The following is an 18,116-nucleotide window of genomic DNA, read 5'->3' as shown; positions in this document are numbered from 1 at the left end:
GCCTTTCTTCGGATGTGTCGCAGGCGGAAAAGCCGACTACGAGATTCCTTGCCGCAATTGCGCGAACGCGGCGCGGATGAGGTCTTCGGGGGATTGCGCGCCGGAGGTTCCGGCGATCCACAGATCGATGGCCGCACGGATCGCGGCCGCTGCGCAGTAGTTGAGCAGCACGGGGTAGATGTCGGTGCCGGAGTCGTGTCCGCTGCGTTCGGCGATCGCCTCGACCAGCAGCGGTCCCGTCCGCGTCTGCAGCTCGATGCTGCGCGAGACGAGAGACGGGCTCTGCTCGACGAGTTCGAACATCGCGCACAGCTCGTCGAAGTCGTCGATCTCGGCAACGACCTCCAGTGCCGCCGCCTCGATCGCATCCCACACGTGTTCGTCCGACGGCCGGTCGCGCAGCCGCTGGAGCCAGTTCTGCAGCAGAGCGTCGAGGTGCTCGAGGACCGCTTCCTCTTTGCTGGCGAAATAGTTGTGGAAGGTGCGCGTGGAGACGCCGGCTTCGGCGGCGATGGCGTCGGCGGTGACGGCCTCGATGCCCCGAGCCCGGGCGAGACGGGCTGCGGCGGCGCCGAGGGCAGCCCTGGTGGCAGCCTTCTTGCGGTCGCGCAGTCCGAGTTCGGTCACGTCATCCAACGTACAGAACTTGCAGAACTCTGTAACTTTGCAGACTTGTGCAGTTTTATGTGGTTGCCCACACTCGCCGGGCAGCCATGCGGTAGATCACACCTCGCGGCGGGTCCACGCTCCCGGATCGGCAATGAGCTCGGAGACGAAGCCGGGCAGGTCGTCGTCGACGATGTCGGCGAGCGTGACCTCCTCGAGGACCGCGCGCAGGTTCACCCGGAGCGCGATCCACACATCCCGCAGCCTCTCCGCCGGGCCCGTGTACACGACGTCCTCGGGTCGCTCCCCCCGCACCGACGCCAGCGGGCCCTCGACCGTGCGGATGATGTCCGCGACGGAGATCTCGTCGGCCGGCCGCGCGAGCCAGTAGCCGCCTTCCGGTCCGCGGCGACTGCGCACCAGACCGCCGCGCCGCAGATCCGCCAGCACCGCTTCGAGGAACTTGTGCGGGATGTGCTGCGCCTTCGCCAGCCCCTCGGCCTTGGCCGGGGCGTCGCCCGCGGCCGCCAGCTCGAGCAACGTGCGCACGGCGTAATCCACCCTCGCGGTGATGTGCACTGCCGCCCCTCCTCGCCGTTCCCCTCGCGGACGCCACCGGATTTCCTATCCGACCAGGGGGAAAGTATGCCAGGACCGGACGGTCGGGGTCGCGGCCCCGGAACCACCCGGAGTGACCCCTGACACATTTCGGTAGATTGAATGCCTGTCCGCACGACACCGGAGGGCGACATGTGGGAGACCGTGGTCCACTCGTGGGGTTCGCTGCTCGAGCCGCTACAGGATCCGGTGGCGCTCGCGATCCCGGCGTTCCTGCTGTTCCTGATCCTCGAGTGGACCGCCGCCCGCACCCTCGAACACGTCGAACCCGGCGCGGACGGCAGGACCCGCCCGCCGCGCGGCGGCTACGAGTTCCGTGACGCGCGCGCGAGCCTGTCGATGGGACTGGTGTCCATCGCGACCAGCGCGGTGTGGAAGGTCGTCGCGCTCGTCGGCTACGCGGCGATCTGGGTGTACGTGGCGCCGTGGCACCTGCCCGCCGACGCCTGGTACACGTGGGTGATCCTGCTCGTCGGCGTCGACCTGCTGTTCTACTGGTACCACCGCATCGCGCACCGGGTCCGCATCGTCTGGGCCACCCATCAGGCGCATCACTCGAGCGAGTACTTCAACTTCGCGACCGCGCTGCGTCAGAAGTGGAACAACAGCGGCGAGATCCTCATGTGGATCCCGTTGCCGCTGTTCGGCATTCCCCCGTGGATGGTGTTCGTCGGGTTCTCGGTCAACCTCGTCTACCAGTTCTTCGTCCACACCGAGCGGGTCGGGACGCTCCCCCGGCCGATCGAGTTCGTGTTCAACACACCGTCGCACCACCGGGTGCACCACGGGTGCGATCCCGAATACCTGGACCGCAACTACGCGGGCATGTTCATCGTGTGGGACCGCATGTTCGGCACGTTCCGGCCCGAAACCCACCGGCCCACCTACGGGCTCACCAAGCCGGTGGGCACCTACAACATCTGGGATCTGCAGACCCACGAGTACCGGGCGATCGCGCGGGACTGGCGGTCCGCGTCGTCGTGGCGCGACAAGCTCGGCTACGTGTTCGGGCCGCCCGGTTGGGTACCGGCCGACCGGTCCGCGGCGGTCAGTTCTTCGCGAAGCTGACCAGGAAGTCGACGCTGCCGCGGTCGTCGACGGTGACGAATCCGAGGCTCGGGGCCTCCACCCCGAAGTCCGACCAGACCACCGGGACACTGCCCGAGGCCACGAGGTCGGCGCCCGAGCGCAGCACCTCGACGTCCACGGTCACCGGCAGCGACCGCTCCTTCAGGGTGAGCGTCCCGGCGACCGGCAGCGTCGCGGTCGTCCCGTCGGTCGGCACTCCCGACAGGTCCACCGGTTCGGCGAGGACGAACGTGGCGGTCGGATAGGTGTCGGTGTTCATGACCCGGCCCCGGAACTGGCCGTCGCGCTGCGAACTGTCGGTGGTGATCCCGGCGACCTGCACGGTCACCTCCGCGGCGGTGAGCTTGTCGGCCTCGATCGTCGCGGATCCGGTGACCTGGTCGGTGCTGCCGACGACGGTGACGTCGGCGCCGCGCAGAATCTCGTGCACGGTGTACCCGGCGGCCGTGCGATTGACCTCCGAGCCGGGCGTGATCGTCCAGGCACCCTCGAGGTCGCCGGTCGCGGCCTCCGCGCCGGACGTCGACACCGCCGCGGCGGGCGCGTCGTCCTCCGCGATGAACGTCCCGTACACCCACGGAACGACGAAGAAACCGAGCAGCACGATCACGACGACCGCCGCGAGGGACCACCAGAGTTTGCGCATGGCCACGACCCTAATTGCGGTGTCGGCGGTTCGCAGGTTCCGCGCGCGGTGTCAGCTTCCGGATTTTCGGGCCGTGTCGAGATCCCGGCCCGCGGCTCCGTCCCAGAATCGAACCGGCGAAACAACTTCGGAGGATGGTTCCCCATGACACACGTACGACAGGCACACGTACGACAGGCACACGTACGACGTTTCGACCACGTCGGCATCACCGTCTCGGACCTGGACGCGGCGACGGCATTCTTCGTGAAACTGGGATTCGAGGTGGAGGGCACCGGATCCGTGGAGGGCGAGTTCCCGGAGACCGTCTGCGGCCTTCCCGGCACGCACTGCAACATCGTGATGCTGCGGCCGCCGGACGGCGGGTGTCGGCTCGAGCTCTCGGCCTTCGTCACGCCCGACCACGTGCCCGGATCTCCGACGGCGATGCCCAACGAACTCGGGCTGCGCAACGTGTCCTTCGAGGTCGGTGACCTGCAGGCGGCCCTCGACGCGATGGCCGCGGACGGGTACGGACTCGTCGGCGGCATTGGCACGTACGAGAACAGCGTGCGCATGGCCTACGTGCGGGGACCCGACGGGATCATCGTGTCCCTGTTCGAGCAGCTCCGCTGACGTTCGAGCAGCTCGGCTGACGTGCAGGTGGGTTACTTGGGGGTGCCGGACCGGATGATGCGTTCGAGCGACCGGTACAGCTCGTCGACGTCGTGGACGTTCTCAACGTCCGGGGGCACGTCGATGAGGAGCACTGACTGACCGGGACCCGCGATCGGGCCACCGCTCCCGGAGCCTTCCTCGCTGTCGATGTGGTGGGCGGTCCCGATCACCTGGCCGTCGGGACCGACGATGACGGTGAGCTTCATGGCGGTTCCGTTCTCGTGTCGTCTCATGTCGTGTCACGGACCGGAATGTCGTCGAGCAGGACGATCTCCAGCCGGAACGCCACGGTGATGTTGCTGTCGTTCCGGATCTTGAACTCGTAGAACACTTCCGACGGATGCAGCTCGTTCGGGCCGGCCCGGCACTTGGCGATGTCGTAGGTCACCAGCACGACGCGCTGGGGCGGGACGTCCTTCGGATCCGCGATGAAGAGGACGGGCCCGCGATCGGCGTCGGGTTCGCCGTGCCAGTTCCACGACCAGCACTGAACGGCCCCCGCCCCGATGGTGAAACCCCGGTCGATTCTCAGACGCTGCGGCATCGTGGCCTCCGGTCGGATGCTCGGGAATATTCGATTCGCACCTTCGCCCTGCCCGTTCCGGTCAAGGCGAGGACGTCGGTGATCCGTCCGCGTTCTGTCTCGCGAGAACCGAATGATTCCGGCTGTAGGTGAAGTAGACGACGACGCCGATGACCATCCACACCACGAACCGCAGCCACGTCTCCACCGACAGGTTGATCATCAGCCACACGCACGCGAGCACCGAGAGGATCGGCACCACGGGCACGAAGGGAACCCGGAATCCGCGTTCGAGGTCCGGACGCATGCGCCGCAGCAGGATCACGCCGATCGAGACCAGGACGAACGCGAACAGCGTGCCGATGTTCACCATCTCCTCGAGGGTGCCCAGCGGAATCAGGCCGGCAAGGATCGCGACGACCACCGTCACGACGACGGTCGTGCGGACCGGGGTGCCGTGGCGGCCGGTGTGCGAGAGACGTCGGGGCATGAGGCCGTCGCGGGCCATCGCGAAGAGCACGCGCGTCTGCCCCAGCATGAGCACCATGACGACGGTGGTCAGGCCGGCGAGAGCGCCGATGGAGATGAGGTTCTTCGCCCAGTCCATGCCGTTGAGCGCGAACGCCGTCGCCAGGGTCGACTCGTCCCCGGCGAGTTCGGTGTAGTTCACCATGCCGGTGAGGACGAGACTGACCGCGACGTACAGGACGGTGACGATCGCGAGCGAGCCGAGGATGCCGATCGGCACCGCCTTCTGCGGGTTCCGGGTCTCCTCCGCGGTCGTCGCGACGACGTCGAACCCGATGAACGCGAAGAACACCAGGCTGGCCGCGGCGAGCAGGCCGTACCACCCGAACGTGCTGCCGCCGGCGCCGGTGAAGAACGAGAACAGCGACTGGTGCAGACCCTCACCGGTGTCGCCCGCCTCCGACGGCGGAATGAACGGCGAGTAGTTGTCCGCCTGGATGTAGAACGCGCCGAGGACGACGACGAAGATCACGACCGCGATCTTGATGGAGGTGATCACCAGCGACACCCGCGACGACAGTTTCGTGCCGGTCGCGATGAGCACGCCGATGACGACGGTGATGAGGACGGCGCCCCAGTCCACCTTCACCGACCCGAGCATGAAGGACGACGACAGTCCGCCGATCACCTCACCGAGATACAGCGACCAGCCCTTGGCGACGACCGCCGCGGCCAGCGCGAACTCGAGGATGAGGTCCCAGCCGATGATCCACGCGATGAACTCGCCGAACGTCGCGAACGAGTACGTGTAGGCGCTACCGGCGACCGGCACCGTCGACGCGAACTCGGCGTAGCACAGGGCGGCGAGGGCGCACGCGATCGCGGCGAACACGAAGGCGAGGGACACCGACGGGCCCGCGACATTACCGGCGGTCCGGGCCGTCAAGGTGAAGATGCCGGCACCGATGACGACGGCAACACCGAAGACGATCAGATCCCACGCGGTGAGGTCTTTTCGGAGCTTCGAATCCGGTTCGTCGGTGTCGCGAATGGACTGCTCGACCGATTTGGTGCGGAAGAGTCCGCTCCTGCGTGCGCCGCCGACCTGAGTCATGGCAACTCCTCTCCTTGGAGGAAGGTACCGCTGCGGCTACCCCTGCGAGTGGAAACTCATACAGCCGATTTCGAGCTCGATCCGCCGTCCGGCATCACCAGGACATCCGTGCCGGCAAAGCGCAGTACGTGCTGGGCTACGCTGCCGAGCATCGCGTATTCGAGTGCGGAACGCGCCCCAGTCCCGACGACGATCAGCTCGGCGCGGTACTCGTCGGCGATTTCCGGGATTCTCGTGGCGGCATGACCGGATTCGATGCGGCTGTCGGCAGGTTCGGGGATCAGCGTCGAGGCGAAGTCGTCGAGGTGGGAGCGGGCCTGCTCGGTGCTCACGTGCCGCAGCTGCGCCAATCCCACGTCGTCGGCGCCGTGCATTCGCATCAGCTGTTCGCCCATGACGACCGACACGTGCACGAGGATGTGGTCGGCGTCGGGTGTCCACGCTGCCGCGACGCGGGCGGCCGCCGTGGATGCGGGAGTGGTGTCCACGGCCAGGAGAACGGTCCGGTAGGGGCCATCGGACGGATTCCGGACCACCAGCACCGGCGTGGCGCTGGTTCCGACGAGTCGTTCGGCGGTGCTTCCCAGCAACGCGATGGGCAGCCGCCCACCGTGCGCGCCGACGACCAGGAGGTCGGCGTCGCACTCACCGGCGACGGCGCCGACGACGGAGACGATGTCACCGGCCCGGACCACGCCGTCGACCTGTGTGTCCCCGACCGCTGTGTCATTGAGCGCTGTGTCGCCGACGCATCGGTACAGATGCTCCGCCAGGAGTGCATTCGCCCGCCGCAGCTTCTCCGGTGCGGCGGAGGCCGGCACATACACCGCGGTGAGCTGTGCGTGATGCTCGCGGGCGAGCTGCGCGGCGCGGCGGACCGCGTGCGTCGCACCGTCGGACAGGTCGGTGGCGACCAGGATGTGCCGAAGGGATGACGTCTCCATAGCTTCTACAGCCCCTCACGTCCGGCGTGGATGCGACGAATTGCCCACTTCTCCGCTTCGGCGACGAAGAAGACCGTCAGTCCGACGCCGAGCACCTTCGCCCACTCCACCGGAGTGAGGCCCGAGGATCCGAACAACACATTTACCAAATGGCGCTGCGGTTAGCACTCCACCGCGGCGCCGCAGCCTCAGCTTCCCCGCTACTTGTCGGACCCCCTCGATATAGTTCGAACATGCTTTCGATGGGGGTGCGAGAAGGCGAGGTCGGGGCGCGGCTGTCCGCCCTCGACGAGGCTGTCGACGGCCTGCTCGAAGACGACCTCACCGGCTTGTCGAACGACGACCTGGTCGAGTTCTTCCAGCGCTTCGAAACCGTCCTGCGCAAGGCCGCAGCCGTCGGCCATCGAATGATTGTCGAGACCGTCGAACGACGGGTCCCGGAGGACCTCGGGTGCCGCTCGATCAACGACTTCCTCATCGGCACGCTGCGGATCTCCGCCGCGGACGCGACCCGGCGGGTCAAAGGCGCGAAGAAGGTCGGCACCTGGCATTCCCTCGACGGCGAGGACCTGGAACCGGAACTGCCCGCCACCGCTGCCGCGGCGCGCTCTGGCGCGATCGGACCGGATCATGTCGCGGCCGTGGCGAAGGTGATGCGGAAGGTGCCGCACGGGGTCGGGTTCGACGAGATCACCGTCGCCGAGCAGATCCTCGCGGACGCGGCCTGCTCGGTGACGCCCGAGGAAGTCGCCAAGATCGGGGCGCATCTGCTCGCGTATCTGAATCCGGACGGGGACGTGCCGGACGAGAAGGAACGCAAGCGGCGCCGGGGTCTGCGGATCGGCAAACAAGGAACGGATCTCATGACCCCGATCTCCGGGCTCCTCGACCCGGAAACCCGGGCGCTGCTCGAACCGGTGCTGGCGAAACTCGCCCGGCCCGGCATGAACAACCCGGACGACCCCGAATCACCCTCCGGTGACGTCGAATCCGAGACCCTCGACCGCGACGCGCTGGCGAAGGCCGCGGCCCGCGACACCCGCACCGCGGCGCAACGCAACCACGACGCGTTGAAAGTCGCCCTGCGGCAGATCTTGTCGTCGGGTGTGCTCGGCAGCCACCGCGGGCTGCCGGTGACCGCGATCCTGACCATGACCGTCAAACAGCTCGAAGAGGAGTCCGGCATCGTGACCACCGCCTCCGGCGGTCTGGTGCCGATCCGCGACGCGCTGCGGATGGCCGAGAACGCCCACCCGGTTCTGGCGATTTTCGATCATCATGGCCGGCCCCTGCACCTCGGCCGCGCGAAACGCTTGGCGTCGGCCGATCAACGGCTGGCGTTGATCGCCGCCTCCGGTGGCTGCACCCGCCCCGGCTGCGACGCCCCCGCGACACTCACTGCCGTCCATCACATCACCGAATGGCGGGACGGTGGAGCCACCGACATCACCAACGAGGACCTCGCCTGCGACGCGTGTCATGCGCTAGTGCACGACGGGCCCGGCGGCTGGCAAACCCGCGTCGCACCGGCAGGTTCGGAGTATCCGGGCCGCACCGAATGGATCCCGCCGCTGCACATCGACCCCGAGCAGAAGCCTCGGGTCAACCACCGCCATCACCTCGGTGATCTGTTGTCGGCGGCGTTGGCGCACTATCGTGCCCGCCGCGAAACCGAGCTGCGCGAGCACCGGCGTCGATGGATGCGGGAACCGGTTGCGGATGCTAGCGGTGGCGAGGTTCCGTAACGGATCGCCGGCTCAACGAATCAACCCGTACGGACAATCCCGACTCGTTTCGGAACGACCCGTGTGGGTACCGACTCTCCTACGGCATGAACGGAAGGCGAGTGAATCCGCATGGACTCCCAGGCACGTCGCCCTACACAGCACGGCCGCAACATCGTCGCCGGGATTCTGCTCGGACTCGGTACCGTGGCGTTCCTCGACGAGGCGGTCTTCCACCAGCTGCTGCACTGGCACCACTTCTACGACAAGTCCACCTCCGATGCGGGACTCGTCTCGGACGGGCTCTTCCACGCGTTCAGCTGGTTCGCGACCGTCGCAGCCCTGATGCTGGTCTTCGGGCTGGCGCGCGACGGCACCTTCCGAGTTTCGGCCTTCGCCGCCGGCTGGCTGACCGGAGCCGGGTTCTTCCAGCTCTACGACGGCCTGTTCCAACACAAGGTGCTGGGTCTCCACCAGATCCGCTACGACGTGAACCTGACGCCCTACGACCTCGTATGGAACATCGTCGCCGCCCTTCTCTTGGCCGCCGGCATCGCGTTGTGGGTCGTGACTGCACGACGTGCCCGCCGCTCCGACGTCCCCTCTGACGCATGAACCACCACGCGGGCAGCGCCTTCCTCGGTCCGGGCGAATGGGTGACCGTCCTGCTGATTGTCGGCGCGGTCGCCGCCTATCTGCTCGCAGTCCGCCGGCTGCGGCGCCGCGAGGTCTGCTGGCCGGTGAAACGGACGTCGGCGTGGGTTGCCGGATGGGCCTCGGTGGGCGTGGCACTCGTCGGTCCCATCGCCGATCGCGCCCACGACGACTTCGTCGCCCACATGGCCGCGCATGTACTTCTGGGCATGCTCGGTCCACTGCTCCTCGTGCTGGCGGCACCGGTCACCCTTGCTCTGCGACTACTCCCCGTTCCCGCGGCCCGGCTCCTGGCACGGGCGTTGGCATCGCCCCCGTTCGCGGTACCGACCAACCCGTTCGTCGCCGGCGTACTCGACATCGGCGGGCTGTGGGTGCTCTACCGCACCGGCCTGTACGCGGCGACGCACACCGAACCGGCACTCCATGTCCTGGTGCACGCGCACGTCCTGGCCGCCGGGTATCTCTTCACCTTCGCCGTGCTGGGTGGACCGGATCCCGCCCCACACCGCGCCTCACCACCGTGGCGCGCCGGGGCGCTCGTACTGGCGATCGCAGCGCACAACATCCTCGCGAAGGTCATCTATGCCGATCCACCCGACGGTGTGCCCGTCGAACAGGCTCGCGCGGGTGCCGAACTGATGTACTACGTCGGGGCACCGGTGGAGATCGCGCTGCTCGTACTGGTGTGCCGCCCCTGGCTCCTGCCGCGTACCCGTGCGCGAGACAGTGCCCGATCTGTGCCCGAAGCCGGTTCCCTCCCGCACTGACGGGACGAAAAAAGTCCCCCACCTGCGTGAACAGGTGGGGGACTCTTGGCGGTGGCGGAGGGATTTGAACCCTCGGACGGGGGTTACCCGTCACACGCTTTCGAGGCGTGCTCCTTAGGCCGCTCGGACACGCCACCGCTAAAAGACTTTACCGGATCGCGTCGCTGAGTTGAAATCGGCTGGTCAGAGCCCTAGGCAAGGTCTCGGTGGGTGCGGAAGAAGTCCTCGAGGACCCCCGCGCATTCGGCCTCGAGAACACCACCGCGCACCGCGGGCCGATGTGTGAGGCGACGGTCGCGCACCACGTCCCACAGCGACCCGACCGCGCCGGTCTTCGGTTCCCACGCCCCGAACACGACCCGGCCGACCCGGGCGAGCACGATCGCGCCCGCGCACATCGTGCACGGCTCGAGCGTCACGGCCAGGGTCGCGCCCTCGAGCCGCCACCCGTCGCCGTACACCCGCGCGGCTTCCCGCAACGCGAGGATCTCGGCGTGCGCGGTCGGATCACCGGTCGCTTCCCGCGAGTTCGCCGCACGTGCCAGCTCGGTGCCGTCGGCCGCGAAGACCACCGCACCCACCGGGACGTCCCCGGCGGGTGCCGTTTTCGCGGCCTCGAGCGCGACCCGGATCAGTTCCTCGTCGTCCCGCAGACCCATCTACTTCTGCAGCTTGTCCAAGGTGGAGGACAACACGTCGTCGAACCCGCAGCGCTGCGCGATCTCCTCGATCTGCTCGTCCGGGTACAGCTCCGTCTCCGACAGGATCACCGCCAGGACCGGCTCGGGCAGACCCATGTCGGCGAGGATCGCCAGGTCCCCCTCTTCCCACGGCTCGACCTCGTCCAGCTCGTCCGGGTCGATGTCGGGAATCTCGATGTTGAGTGCCTCGAGCACGTCGGCGGCGATGTCGTAGTCCACCGCCATCGTCGCGTCGGACAACAGCAACTGCGTCCCCGCCGGAGCCGGACGCACAATCACGAAGAACTCGTCGTCCACGTTGAGCAGACCGAAGACCGCGCCGGAGCTCCGCAGCTCTCGCAGCTCCGTCTCCGCCGTCGCCAAACTCGTCAACGCAGCAGAAGTCAGGGCCCGGCACTTCCACCGGCCTTCCTCCCGCGTGACAGCGACGGCGAAGCCGTCCAGGTCCTCCGACGAAGCACCGGATGCCCCGGATGTTGTCACCGAAGGGCTCTTGTCCCCTACACGCTGTGCAGCCATGCGCGCAACGGTAGTCGGCCCGGTCCCGTGAATGAAGTCCGATGGCGAATGTGCCAACCTGATGCGGTGTCCAGTGCAGTTTCCGCCCCGCCCGTCTGCGTGCTCGGCCTCGGCCTGATCGGCGGTTCGCTGCTGCGTGCCGCCGTCGCCGCGGGCCGCGAAGCCTGGGGATACAACCGTTCGTCCGGTGCCGTCGACGCCGCGATCGCCGACGGCTTCGACGCCTCCACCGACCTGCCCACGGTGCTGCGCCGCGCGGCCGCTTCCGACGCGCTGGTCGTCGTCGCGGTGCCGATGCCTGTGGTCGACTCGGTACTCGCCGCGGTCGCCGAGCACGCCCCGAACGTCGCCCTGACCGACGTGGTGAGCGTGAAGTCCGCGGTCGCCGCGGCGGTCTCGGCACGGGGACTGTCCGCACGCTTCGTCGGCGGGCATCCCATGGCCGGGACCGCCGAATCCGGATGGGAGGCCGGCACCGCCGATCTCTTCCGCGACGCCGTGTGGGTGGTGACCGTCGACGACGGAGCCGACCCCGACGTGTGGCAACAGGTCGCCGGACTCGCCCTCGACTGCGGTTCGGTGGTCGTGCCTGCCGAGTCCGGGGAACACGACGCGGCGGTCGCGCGGATCTCGCATCTGCCGCACATCCTCGCCGAAGCCCTCGCCCTCGCCGGGGCCGGTGGCGGCGACCTCGCGCTGGCGCTGGCGGCCGGTTCCTTCCGCGACGGCACGCGCATCGCCGGGACCGCACCCGCGCTCGTCGACGCGATGTGCGAGGGCAACGCGACCGCCCTGCTCGCGGCGCTCGACGAAACCCTCGAGGTGCTGCGCACCGCCCGCGAGCAGCTCGCCGACGGCCGCACCGGCGACCTCACGTCCGCGGGCCACGCGGCCCGGCAGCGCTACGAGCAGCGCGAACGCAAGCCCATCACCGGGATCGTTCCCGGCGACGACAACTGGATCGAGCAGCTGCGCGACGCCGGGCGTCGCGGCGGGGTGTGGACGTCGTGAATCTGCGCGACACCGCGTCGGCCCTGGCCAAGCGCGACCTCACCGCGACCGACCACGTCCGGCAGGTCCTCGCCGAACTCGACGCCCTCGACGGCACGCCCTGGAGCAACATCGTCGCCGCCCGCAACGACGCGGCCGCGCTCGAATCCGCGGCCCGCGCCGACGCGGAGCTCGACGCCGGCAGCTGGATCGGCCCCCTGCACGGCGTCGCCGTCGCGATCAAGGACAACATCGACGTCGCGGGAATGCCGACACGCTGCGGCAGCGCCGTCCTCGCCGACGCACCCCCGGCCCGTCGGGACGCCCGGATCGTCGAGCAACTGCGGGAAGCCGGAGCGATCGTCGTCGCCAAGACGCACCTGCACGAGTTCGCATACGGCCCCACCGGTCTGGTCAACGCGGACGGTCCGGCCTCGCACCCGCACGATCCGGCGCTGATCAGCGGCGGTTCGTCGTCGGGCTCGGCGGTGCTGGTCGGCAGGGGCATCGTGCCGCTCGCGCTCGGCACCGACACCGGGTGCAGTGTCCGCACACCCGCTGCGCTGTGCGGGATCGTCGGGCTCAAGCCGAGCAGCGGCGCTCTGCCGTTGGACGGCGTGTTCCCGCTGTCCACCACGTTCGACCACATCGGCCTGCTCACCGGCGACGTCCTCGACGCGGGGCTGGCGTGGGGTGCGCTGCCCGGGGTCGCGCACCTGCGCACCCCGGTGTCGGGACTGCGCGTGGGCGTACTGCGCGGCGGCATCTGGAACATCGACGACGCCGAGGTCGCCGCGGCGCTCGACACCGCCTGCCGCACCCTCCGCGACCTCGGCGCCGAGGTCGTGGACACGACACTGCCCGAGACGGACGAGATGCTCGGCGCGTATCCGATCGTCACCGGATCCGAGGCGTACGAAACGCATCAACGGTGGTTCGAGGACGACCCCGGCAGATATTGCCCGCCGACGGCGGCGCTTCTGGCCGCGCAGGCCGACCGGCCCGCCTCCGAATACCTGCGGGCGCTGCGCGCGGCCGAACGCCTGCGCGGCGAGGTGCTGCGGCGACTGCGCCGAACCGAACGACTCGACGCCCTGCTCACCGTCACCACCGGGGTGCGGTCGGCGCCGGTGGACAGCGACCCCGCCGAGCTGCGTGCTCCCCTGCTGCAGCGCTGCATCCCGTTCAATGTGCTCGGGGTCCCTGCACTGTCCGTACCGGCCCCGGACGGCCACGATCACCCCGTCGGCCTGCAAGTCGTCGGACTGACGAGCGGGCCCGGCGGACACGGCAGCCATCCCTGCGAGTCCACGGCGCTCGCGCTCGCCCTGGCCGTCGAGGGCACACCGGACGATCAGATGCGTTCGGCGAGCCCGTGATAGTCGACGACGAAACCGTCCGCGTCGACCGTGACGGTCGAACTCGATACCGGTGACATGACGTGGATGCCGTCGGCGGCGCTGCTGTAGATGAGCGTCGCCTCCTCGACGCTGAGATCGAGCAGGTTCACGTACACGACGGGAACCTCGAGATCGTCCGCGCCGGACTGCAATGCGTACCGCCGGATCGGCAGCGCATTGAAGAACGGGCTGAGGATCACGTCGACGTCGAGTGCACCACCGAACGCAGACCGCTGATGCTGCGTCCCGTTGTCGACCATCCAGATTCCCTCACCGGACCGGCTGATCGACATGTGCTTCTCACCCGAGGCCAGCGTCGTGCGCACCGACAACCTGCGGGTGACACCGTTCTCGTCGGTCACGAGGTCGTAGGACGCACTGAAGGCCGGATGCTCGGCGCACGCACCCCCGACGATACGGCCGGACGACTTGATGCGACTACCGCTCAACTGCACACGGACCGATTCCATACGCGGCGCATCGACCGCCCGCCACGTCAGAATCGCGGGCCAGGTCGATGCGCTGCTCGCCGCAGTGCTCGCGGCATCAGGGGCTGGCATGCTCACGGTGTCTACCGTAAGCGACGAACGGCAGGTAAGTGGCCTCGGCGCTCGATTCGAAACCACTCCCTGTTCACACGGCCGGAACAATCGGTTCGTCACGGTCCCGGCCGGCGAGCCGATTCGAGAACACGGCCAGGGCCGCGGCACCCACGGCAACATTGAGCAGGGCCCCGAACTCCGCGACCGCGAAGTCGACGACCTCGACGAACAGCACCGTGATCAGGGCCGCCGCACTGAACACCCGCAGCGCCCACCCGCGCCGCCCCCACAGCCCGGTCAACCCCACCACGCACAGCAGCGTCGTCACCGTGACCCCCACGAACTGGAACCACACCGTGAGGTCGCGGTCGCTGCCGTTCAGATCGTCGGCGAGGGTGACCACCGCGTGGACGAGCATCAGCCCGGAGAAGACCGTCAGTGTCACCGCCGCGGCCCAAGTGCCGCGATCCCCGCGCAGGGCGGGCGGCACCATCCGTTTCACGCCGGCACCGACCCGCGACCGACGGTCGTCGCGGTCGCGGCAGCGGGCCAGCAACCGCTCGATCTCGTCGGCCGCTTCCGGGTCCGCGCCACCTGCCCGCGCGGATCTCAACTGCGCGGTCGCGCGGGCCCGCTCGGCGGGTGTGAGCCCGCGCATCACCCCGTCCACCGCGGTCGAGGCGGCGTTCGCCAGATCCTCCCGGGCCGTGACCGGCCGGAACCCGTGGATCGCACGGTTGGCGAGCAGCAACAGCAGCACCACGACGTACATGATCGCGACGGAGGGCCGATAGAAGTAGTCGTTCGTCTTGGTGAGGAACTTGCCGATCTCGTCGAGGAACAACCCGAAGCCGATGCCTCCGGCGACGATCCCGAACGCGTGCGGGGTGCGCCCGAGATAGGTGAGCAGCCCGCACAATGCCACGACCATCAGCAACCCGCCCCACAGCGAATGCGCGATGTGCAGGGTCGCGCCCCCGACCTGGGGATACCCCGTCAGATGCAGGTACAGACGCACCAGCAGGATCGTTGTGACGGCAACGATCACCAAACCTTCGATGCGCGACGAGGCGCTCGCGTCACGCAGCAACCGCGACGCGGACCTGCCGCGGAGTCGGACCCCGTCCATGATCGACGAGCGTAGCCGCGACACGGGACGATCGAGGACGATGCGCGCGGTGCGGGGTCTGGGGCCGTTGTCTGGCCTAGAGTCGCCTCATGCGCACCGTGTGGACAGTTCCTCCGAACATCGCCCAGACGCTTCTGGAATCGCCCGAGATCCAGATGTTTCTGACCAGCAACGAGCTGCCCGAGACGGCGGACGACCCACGGCAGCGGCTCACGGAGTTCACCCACGCACTCGGTGCCCTCAGCCGCAACATCGGACGCACCTTCGGTTCCGTCGACGCCGCGAACCGGGAGCTGTTCGGAGGTTCCGCAGGAACCGTCCCGGTGGCGCTGCGGCTGACCGTCCTGCGGGCGATCGTCACCGAGGTCGACGACCGCACCCCGACTCCCGATCCGCTGCCGGCCACCGTCGTCGATCAGCTCGGCGCCTACGTGTACGCGCTGTTCGACCCTCGGGACCGCACCGTGCTGCACATCGGCAGCGGTCGCGGAAACCGCATCTTCGCGCTCACCTGGGCGGCGCTCGGTGAGACGCACAAGCTCACCGCTGCGGGCGAGAGCGCACCCCAGAGCACCCCCGAGATCGACGCGGCGCTGCGCCGCGTCCGTGGCGTGTACGACTCGGGATACGCGGTGGAGCATTTCGTCGTCGCCGACCATCTGCTTCCCGCCGCGGACGGCGATCACGCCGCCGGCGCAACCGCGCAGGCGGTGGTCGCCGCGCTGGGTCTGCTCGAATCGCATCGCGGTGAATTCGTACTGACGAACCTTGCCGGGACCACCGGCGACTCGGAGGCGGATCGGGTTGCGCGACCGATCGCCGAACTCGTCCGCCAGTACTCGGCGAAGGCTGCACCGGAGTTGCCGACGCCGTGCGTCGTCCTGCGGATCACGGAGGCGAAATCGGCATCGCCGGAGCAGGTCCGGGATCTCGCCGATCGGCCGTGGCCGGCCGGCACCGCAGCACGCCGTGTCGACGGACTGCCGATACTCGTGGTCGCCGACAACATCGTCCGCGGCGCATACCGAGCGACGGGCTGGGAAGCCGCCTCGCGCACCGAGGAGAACGGCGGCACGATCCTGTATCGCTTCCTCGGGGAGTCCGATCCGGAACTCGAGAAGATGTTCGTCGACACCCGGGTGACCCCGGATCGGTTGGGTCTCAAGCGCTGGCCGTCGCACGGATGGGCTCCGCGTCTGACGAAGGCGATGCCGCGCCCCACTCCCCGGCCGCGTCCCTGAAACCCTTCGGCCCGAGCGTGCAATCGCCGCTCGGGCCGAAGTCCATCCGTCACCTACCGGCGGACGTCAGGATCGGCGCGTGCAGGTCGTAGTAGTGCACGTCGCCCAGCAACCGCATCTCCTCCTCGAACAACGGCCGCAGATCGTCGGGAATCTCGATCCGCTCGTGTGCGCGGGCCTCTTCCTCGGACGAGAAGTACACGGTTTCGACGTAGCCGTCGTCGCCGTACGCCGCGAGCGTCCCACCGAGGATCTCCGGGCGCAGTTCGTGCACCCGATCGGCCCCTTCCGCGAGCACCTCCCGCATCCGCGGCAGGTCGTCGCAATGGCCCTCCATCACCTGCACGAAACCTGCCTCGTCCGATCCGCCGCCCATCCACGTGTCGACGTCCCGGCAATCGTGGACCGTGATCGGGCCGTCGAAGCACCGCTCGACCTCTGCCCACCACTCACCCTGTTCCGGGCGCTCGCTGTTGCGGCGGGCCATCTCCTCGGACTCGAATCGCACGACGGAGACCCAGGTACCGTCGTCACTGAAACCCGAAGTGCTGCCCAAGTATCCGTGTGCCTCCGGTCGAAATTCGCGGGTCCACCGTTCCATGCAGTCCAGTAGCGCGTCCCGATCACGCACCGCGCCCTGCCACACCTGAATGAACATCACAACTGCCTCACCGAGCTGTTCTCGATGGCCTGGCAGCAACCGTCCACCACCGGCATCGCCGGCGGCCGGCAGCCTCGGCCACCGCAGATTCCATGATTCGCCTGCGGGGGCCGGCAGACAACCGTCCTGCTGTCCGACGTTCGTTGCTCTTCGAACTTCGAAATACCTCGAAAATATTGTGCTGCAATAGAGCTTGACCGCAGCCGCCGACGGCCGAGACACCAGCGCGGTGCCGGCAGCGCGCCGCTGACTTCCCGTCGCGCGGTTGACTCCGGCTGGACGGGAGTTGCCATGACCGACGCGCAACCACGCTACGACGACTTGCGTGCCCTCTACCTCAACTGCACTCTCAAACGCTCACCCGAAGTGAGCAACACCCACGGGCTGATCGATGTCAGCACCGCCATCATGAACGTCCAAGGAGTCTCGGTCGAAGTGATCCGACCCGTCGACCACGACATCGCCACCGGGGTGTGGCCCGACATGACCGAACACGGCTGGGCAAGCGACGAGTGGCCACAGATCTTCGAGAAGGTGCTCGCCGCCGACATCCTCGTGCTCGCCGGTCCGATCTGGTTGGGCGACAACAGCTCGATCACCAAGCAGGTGATCGAGCGGCTCTACGGCGGCTCCCACCTGCTCAACGACGCCGGACAATATCTGTACTACGGACGGGTCGGCGGTTGCCTGATCACCGGCAACGAAGACGGCGTCAAACATTGCGCCAGCAACATTCTGTACTCCCTGCAGCACATCGGATACACCATCCCGCCGCAGGCCGACGCCGGCTGGATCGGGGAGGCCGGCCCGGGTCCGTCCTATCTGGATCCAGGCTCAGGCGGGCCGGAGAACGACTTCACCAACCGCAACACGACCTTCATGACGTGGAATCTGCTGCACCTGGCGCGGCTGCTCAAGGACACCGGCGGCATTCCGGCGCATGGAAACCAGCGCTCTGGCTGGGATGCGGGGTGTCGCTTCGACTTCCCCAATCCCGACTACCGGTGACGTGGTGCATTCCCAGAAAAGCCGAAGACCCCCACCGGAATCGGTGGGGGTCTTCGGTAACGGGTGTTCGGCGGTGTCCTACTCTCCCACACCCTGTCGAGTGCAGTACCAT

General features: G+C 68.2%; 21 protein-coding genes and 1 tRNA gene. 9 read left to right on the top strand and 13 right to left on the bottom strand.

The window, feature by feature from the left end:
* Positions 1-36: 36 nt before the first annotated feature.
* Both ACWDTS_RS20335 and ACWDTS_RS20330 read right to left on the bottom strand, forming a co-directional pair.
* Positions 37-636: a TetR/AcrR family transcriptional regulator gene (locus ACWDTS_RS20335; RefSeq protein ID WP_197252103.1), complete on the bottom strand. Its 600-nt coding sequence runs from the start codon at positions 634-636 to the stop codon at positions 37-39.
* Between the two features lie 87 nt (positions 637-723).
* Complete coding sequence (locus ACWDTS_RS20330) at positions 724-1,185, bottom strand: RrF2 family transcriptional regulator (RefSeq protein WP_450109751.1); 462 nt, start codon at positions 1,183-1,185, stop codon at positions 724-726.
* Between the two features lie 171 nt (positions 1,186-1,356).
* Here ACWDTS_RS20330 and ACWDTS_RS20325 point away from each other — a divergent pair, with 171 nt between their 5' ends.
* Entirely contained in the window at positions 1,357-2,292 is a 936-nt protein-coding gene (locus ACWDTS_RS20325) for a sterol desaturase family protein (RefSeq protein ID WP_450109769.1), read from the top strand.
* Here ACWDTS_RS20325 and ACWDTS_RS20320 read toward each other — a convergent pair.
* On the bottom strand, positions 2,273-2,959 hold the full coding sequence (locus ACWDTS_RS20320; protein ID WP_450118899.1) for a YceI family protein: 687 nt from the start codon (positions 2,957-2,959) through the stop codon (positions 2,273-2,275). The two genes, ACWDTS_RS20325 and ACWDTS_RS20320, sit on opposite strands and share 20 nt — an antisense overlap.
* A 144-nt stretch (positions 2,960-3,103) precedes the next feature.
* Here ACWDTS_RS20320 and ACWDTS_RS20315 point away from each other — a divergent pair, with 144 nt between their 5' ends.
* On the top strand, positions 3,104-3,574 hold the full coding sequence (locus ACWDTS_RS20315; protein WP_450118898.1) for a VOC family protein: 471 nt from the start codon (positions 3,104-3,106) through the stop codon (positions 3,572-3,574).
* Between the two features lie 32 nt (positions 3,575-3,606).
* Here the strand turns inward: ACWDTS_RS20315 and ACWDTS_RS20310 are convergent, their stop codons facing one another.
* From ACWDTS_RS20310 to ACWDTS_RS20295, 4 genes are all read right to left on the bottom strand, one after another.
* Positions 3,607-3,822 (bottom strand): hypothetical protein, encoded by a 216-nt coding sequence (locus tag ACWDTS_RS20310; RefSeq protein WP_197252099.1) that lies wholly within the window; start codon positions 3,820-3,822, stop codon positions 3,607-3,609.
* Positions 3,823-3,845: 23 nt separating this feature from the next.
* Positions 3,846-4,160 carry a hypothetical protein gene (locus ACWDTS_RS20305; protein WP_197252098.1) on the bottom strand — a complete coding sequence of 105 codons (315 nt, stop codon included), beginning with the start codon at positions 4,158-4,160 and terminating at the stop codon, positions 3,846-3,848.
* 61 nt (positions 4,161-4,221) lie between these two features.
* A complete protein-coding gene (locus ACWDTS_RS20300; protein ID WP_197252097.1) occupies positions 4,222-5,721 on the bottom strand; it encodes an amino acid permease in 1,500 nt (499 codons plus the stop codon).
* 56 nt (positions 5,722-5,777) lie between these two features.
* The gene (locus tag ACWDTS_RS20295) at positions 5,778-6,665 is read right to left on the bottom strand and encodes a universal stress protein (protein ID WP_450118897.1); all 888 of its coding nucleotides are present in this window, start codon (positions 6,663-6,665) and stop codon (positions 5,778-5,780) included.
* Between the two features lie 233 nt (positions 6,666-6,898).
* Between ACWDTS_RS20295 and ACWDTS_RS20290 the strand changes: the two genes are divergently transcribed.
* The 3 genes from ACWDTS_RS20290 (at position 6,899) to ACWDTS_RS20280 (ending at position 9,813) form a co-directional block, all read left to right on the top strand.
* Positions 6,899-8,410, top strand: a complete 1,512-nt coding sequence (locus tag ACWDTS_RS20290; protein ID WP_450118896.1) for a DUF222 domain-containing protein — start codon at positions 6,899-6,901, stop codon at positions 8,408-8,410.
* A 111-nt stretch (positions 8,411-8,521) separates the two neighbouring features.
* Positions 8,522-9,004 carry a DUF2243 domain-containing protein gene (locus ACWDTS_RS20285; RefSeq protein ID WP_248675248.1) on the top strand — a complete coding sequence of 161 codons (483 nt, stop codon included), beginning with the start codon at positions 8,522-8,524 and terminating at the stop codon, positions 9,002-9,004.
* On the top strand, positions 9,001-9,813 hold the full coding sequence (locus tag ACWDTS_RS20280) for a cytochrome c oxidase assembly protein (protein ID WP_248675247.1): 813 nt from the start codon (positions 9,001-9,003) through the stop codon (positions 9,811-9,813). Before ACWDTS_RS20285 ends, ACWDTS_RS20280 begins: the two co-directional genes overlap by 4 nt.
* A gap of 46 nt (positions 9,814-9,859) precedes the next feature.
* Here ACWDTS_RS20280 and ACWDTS_RS20275 read toward each other — a convergent pair.
* From ACWDTS_RS20275 to ACWDTS_RS20265, 3 genes are all read right to left on the bottom strand, one after another.
* Positions 9,860-9,950 (bottom strand) — tRNA-Ser (locus ACWDTS_RS20275).
* A gap of 54 nt (positions 9,951-10,004) precedes the next feature.
* Positions 10,005-10,472 (bottom strand): nucleoside deaminase, encoded by a 468-nt coding sequence (locus ACWDTS_RS20270; protein WP_450118895.1) that lies wholly within the window; start codon positions 10,470-10,472, stop codon positions 10,005-10,007.
* Positions 10,473-11,033, bottom strand: coding sequence for a tRNA adenosine deaminase-associated protein (locus tag ACWDTS_RS20265; protein WP_197256317.1), 561 nt, complete (start codon positions 11,031-11,033; stop codon positions 10,473-10,475).
* A 48-nt stretch (positions 11,034-11,081) separates the two neighbouring features.
* On the opposite strand from ACWDTS_RS20265, the gene ACWDTS_RS20260 reads away from it, so the two are divergent.
* Entirely contained in the window at positions 11,082-12,044 is a 963-nt protein-coding gene (locus tag ACWDTS_RS20260) for a prephenate dehydrogenase (RefSeq protein ID WP_450118894.1), read from the top strand.
* Complete coding sequence (locus tag ACWDTS_RS20255; protein WP_450118893.1) at positions 12,032-13,402, top strand: amidase; 1,371 nt, start codon at positions 12,032-12,034, stop codon at positions 13,400-13,402. The genes ACWDTS_RS20260 and ACWDTS_RS20255 overlap by 13 nt, the downstream gene beginning before the upstream one ends.
* On the opposite strand, the gene ACWDTS_RS20250 is transcribed toward ACWDTS_RS20255, so the two are convergent.
* The gene (locus ACWDTS_RS20250; RefSeq protein WP_197256319.1) at positions 13,378-13,983 is read right to left on the bottom strand and encodes a putative glycolipid-binding domain-containing protein; all 606 of its coding nucleotides are present in this window, start codon (positions 13,981-13,983) and stop codon (positions 13,378-13,380) included. The two genes, ACWDTS_RS20255 and ACWDTS_RS20250, sit on opposite strands and share 25 nt — an antisense overlap.
* A 73-nt stretch (positions 13,984-14,056) precedes the next feature.
* Positions 14,057-15,094, bottom strand: coding sequence for a hypothetical protein (locus tag ACWDTS_RS20245; protein WP_450118892.1), 1,038 nt, complete (start codon positions 15,092-15,094; stop codon positions 14,057-14,059).
* 89 nt (positions 15,095-15,183) lie between these two features.
* On the opposite strand from ACWDTS_RS20245, the gene ACWDTS_RS20240 reads away from it, so the two are divergent.
* Positions 15,184-16,335 (top strand): GIY-YIG nuclease family protein, encoded by a 1,152-nt coding sequence (locus ACWDTS_RS20240; RefSeq protein WP_450109762.1) that lies wholly within the window; start codon positions 15,184-15,186, stop codon positions 16,333-16,335.
* Positions 16,336-16,384: 49 nt separating this feature from the next.
* Here the strand turns inward: ACWDTS_RS20240 and ACWDTS_RS20235 are convergent, their stop codons facing one another.
* Positions 16,385-16,993 carry a hypothetical protein gene (locus tag ACWDTS_RS20235; protein ID WP_450109763.1) on the bottom strand — a complete coding sequence of 203 codons (609 nt, stop codon included), beginning with the start codon at positions 16,991-16,993 and terminating at the stop codon, positions 16,385-16,387.
* 294 nt (positions 16,994-17,287) lie between these two features.
* Here ACWDTS_RS20235 and ACWDTS_RS20230 point away from each other — a divergent pair, with 294 nt between their 5' ends.
* The gene (locus ACWDTS_RS20230; RefSeq protein ID WP_450118891.1) at positions 17,288-18,004 is read left to right on the top strand and encodes a flavodoxin family protein; all 717 of its coding nucleotides are present in this window, start codon (positions 17,288-17,290) and stop codon (positions 18,002-18,004) included.
* Positions 18,005-18,116 lie beyond the last annotated feature (112 nt).

This window comes from Rhodococcus sp. NPDC003383 (genome assembly GCF_053589115.1).
This window is presented reverse-complemented; position numbering and strand designations above follow the sequence as displayed.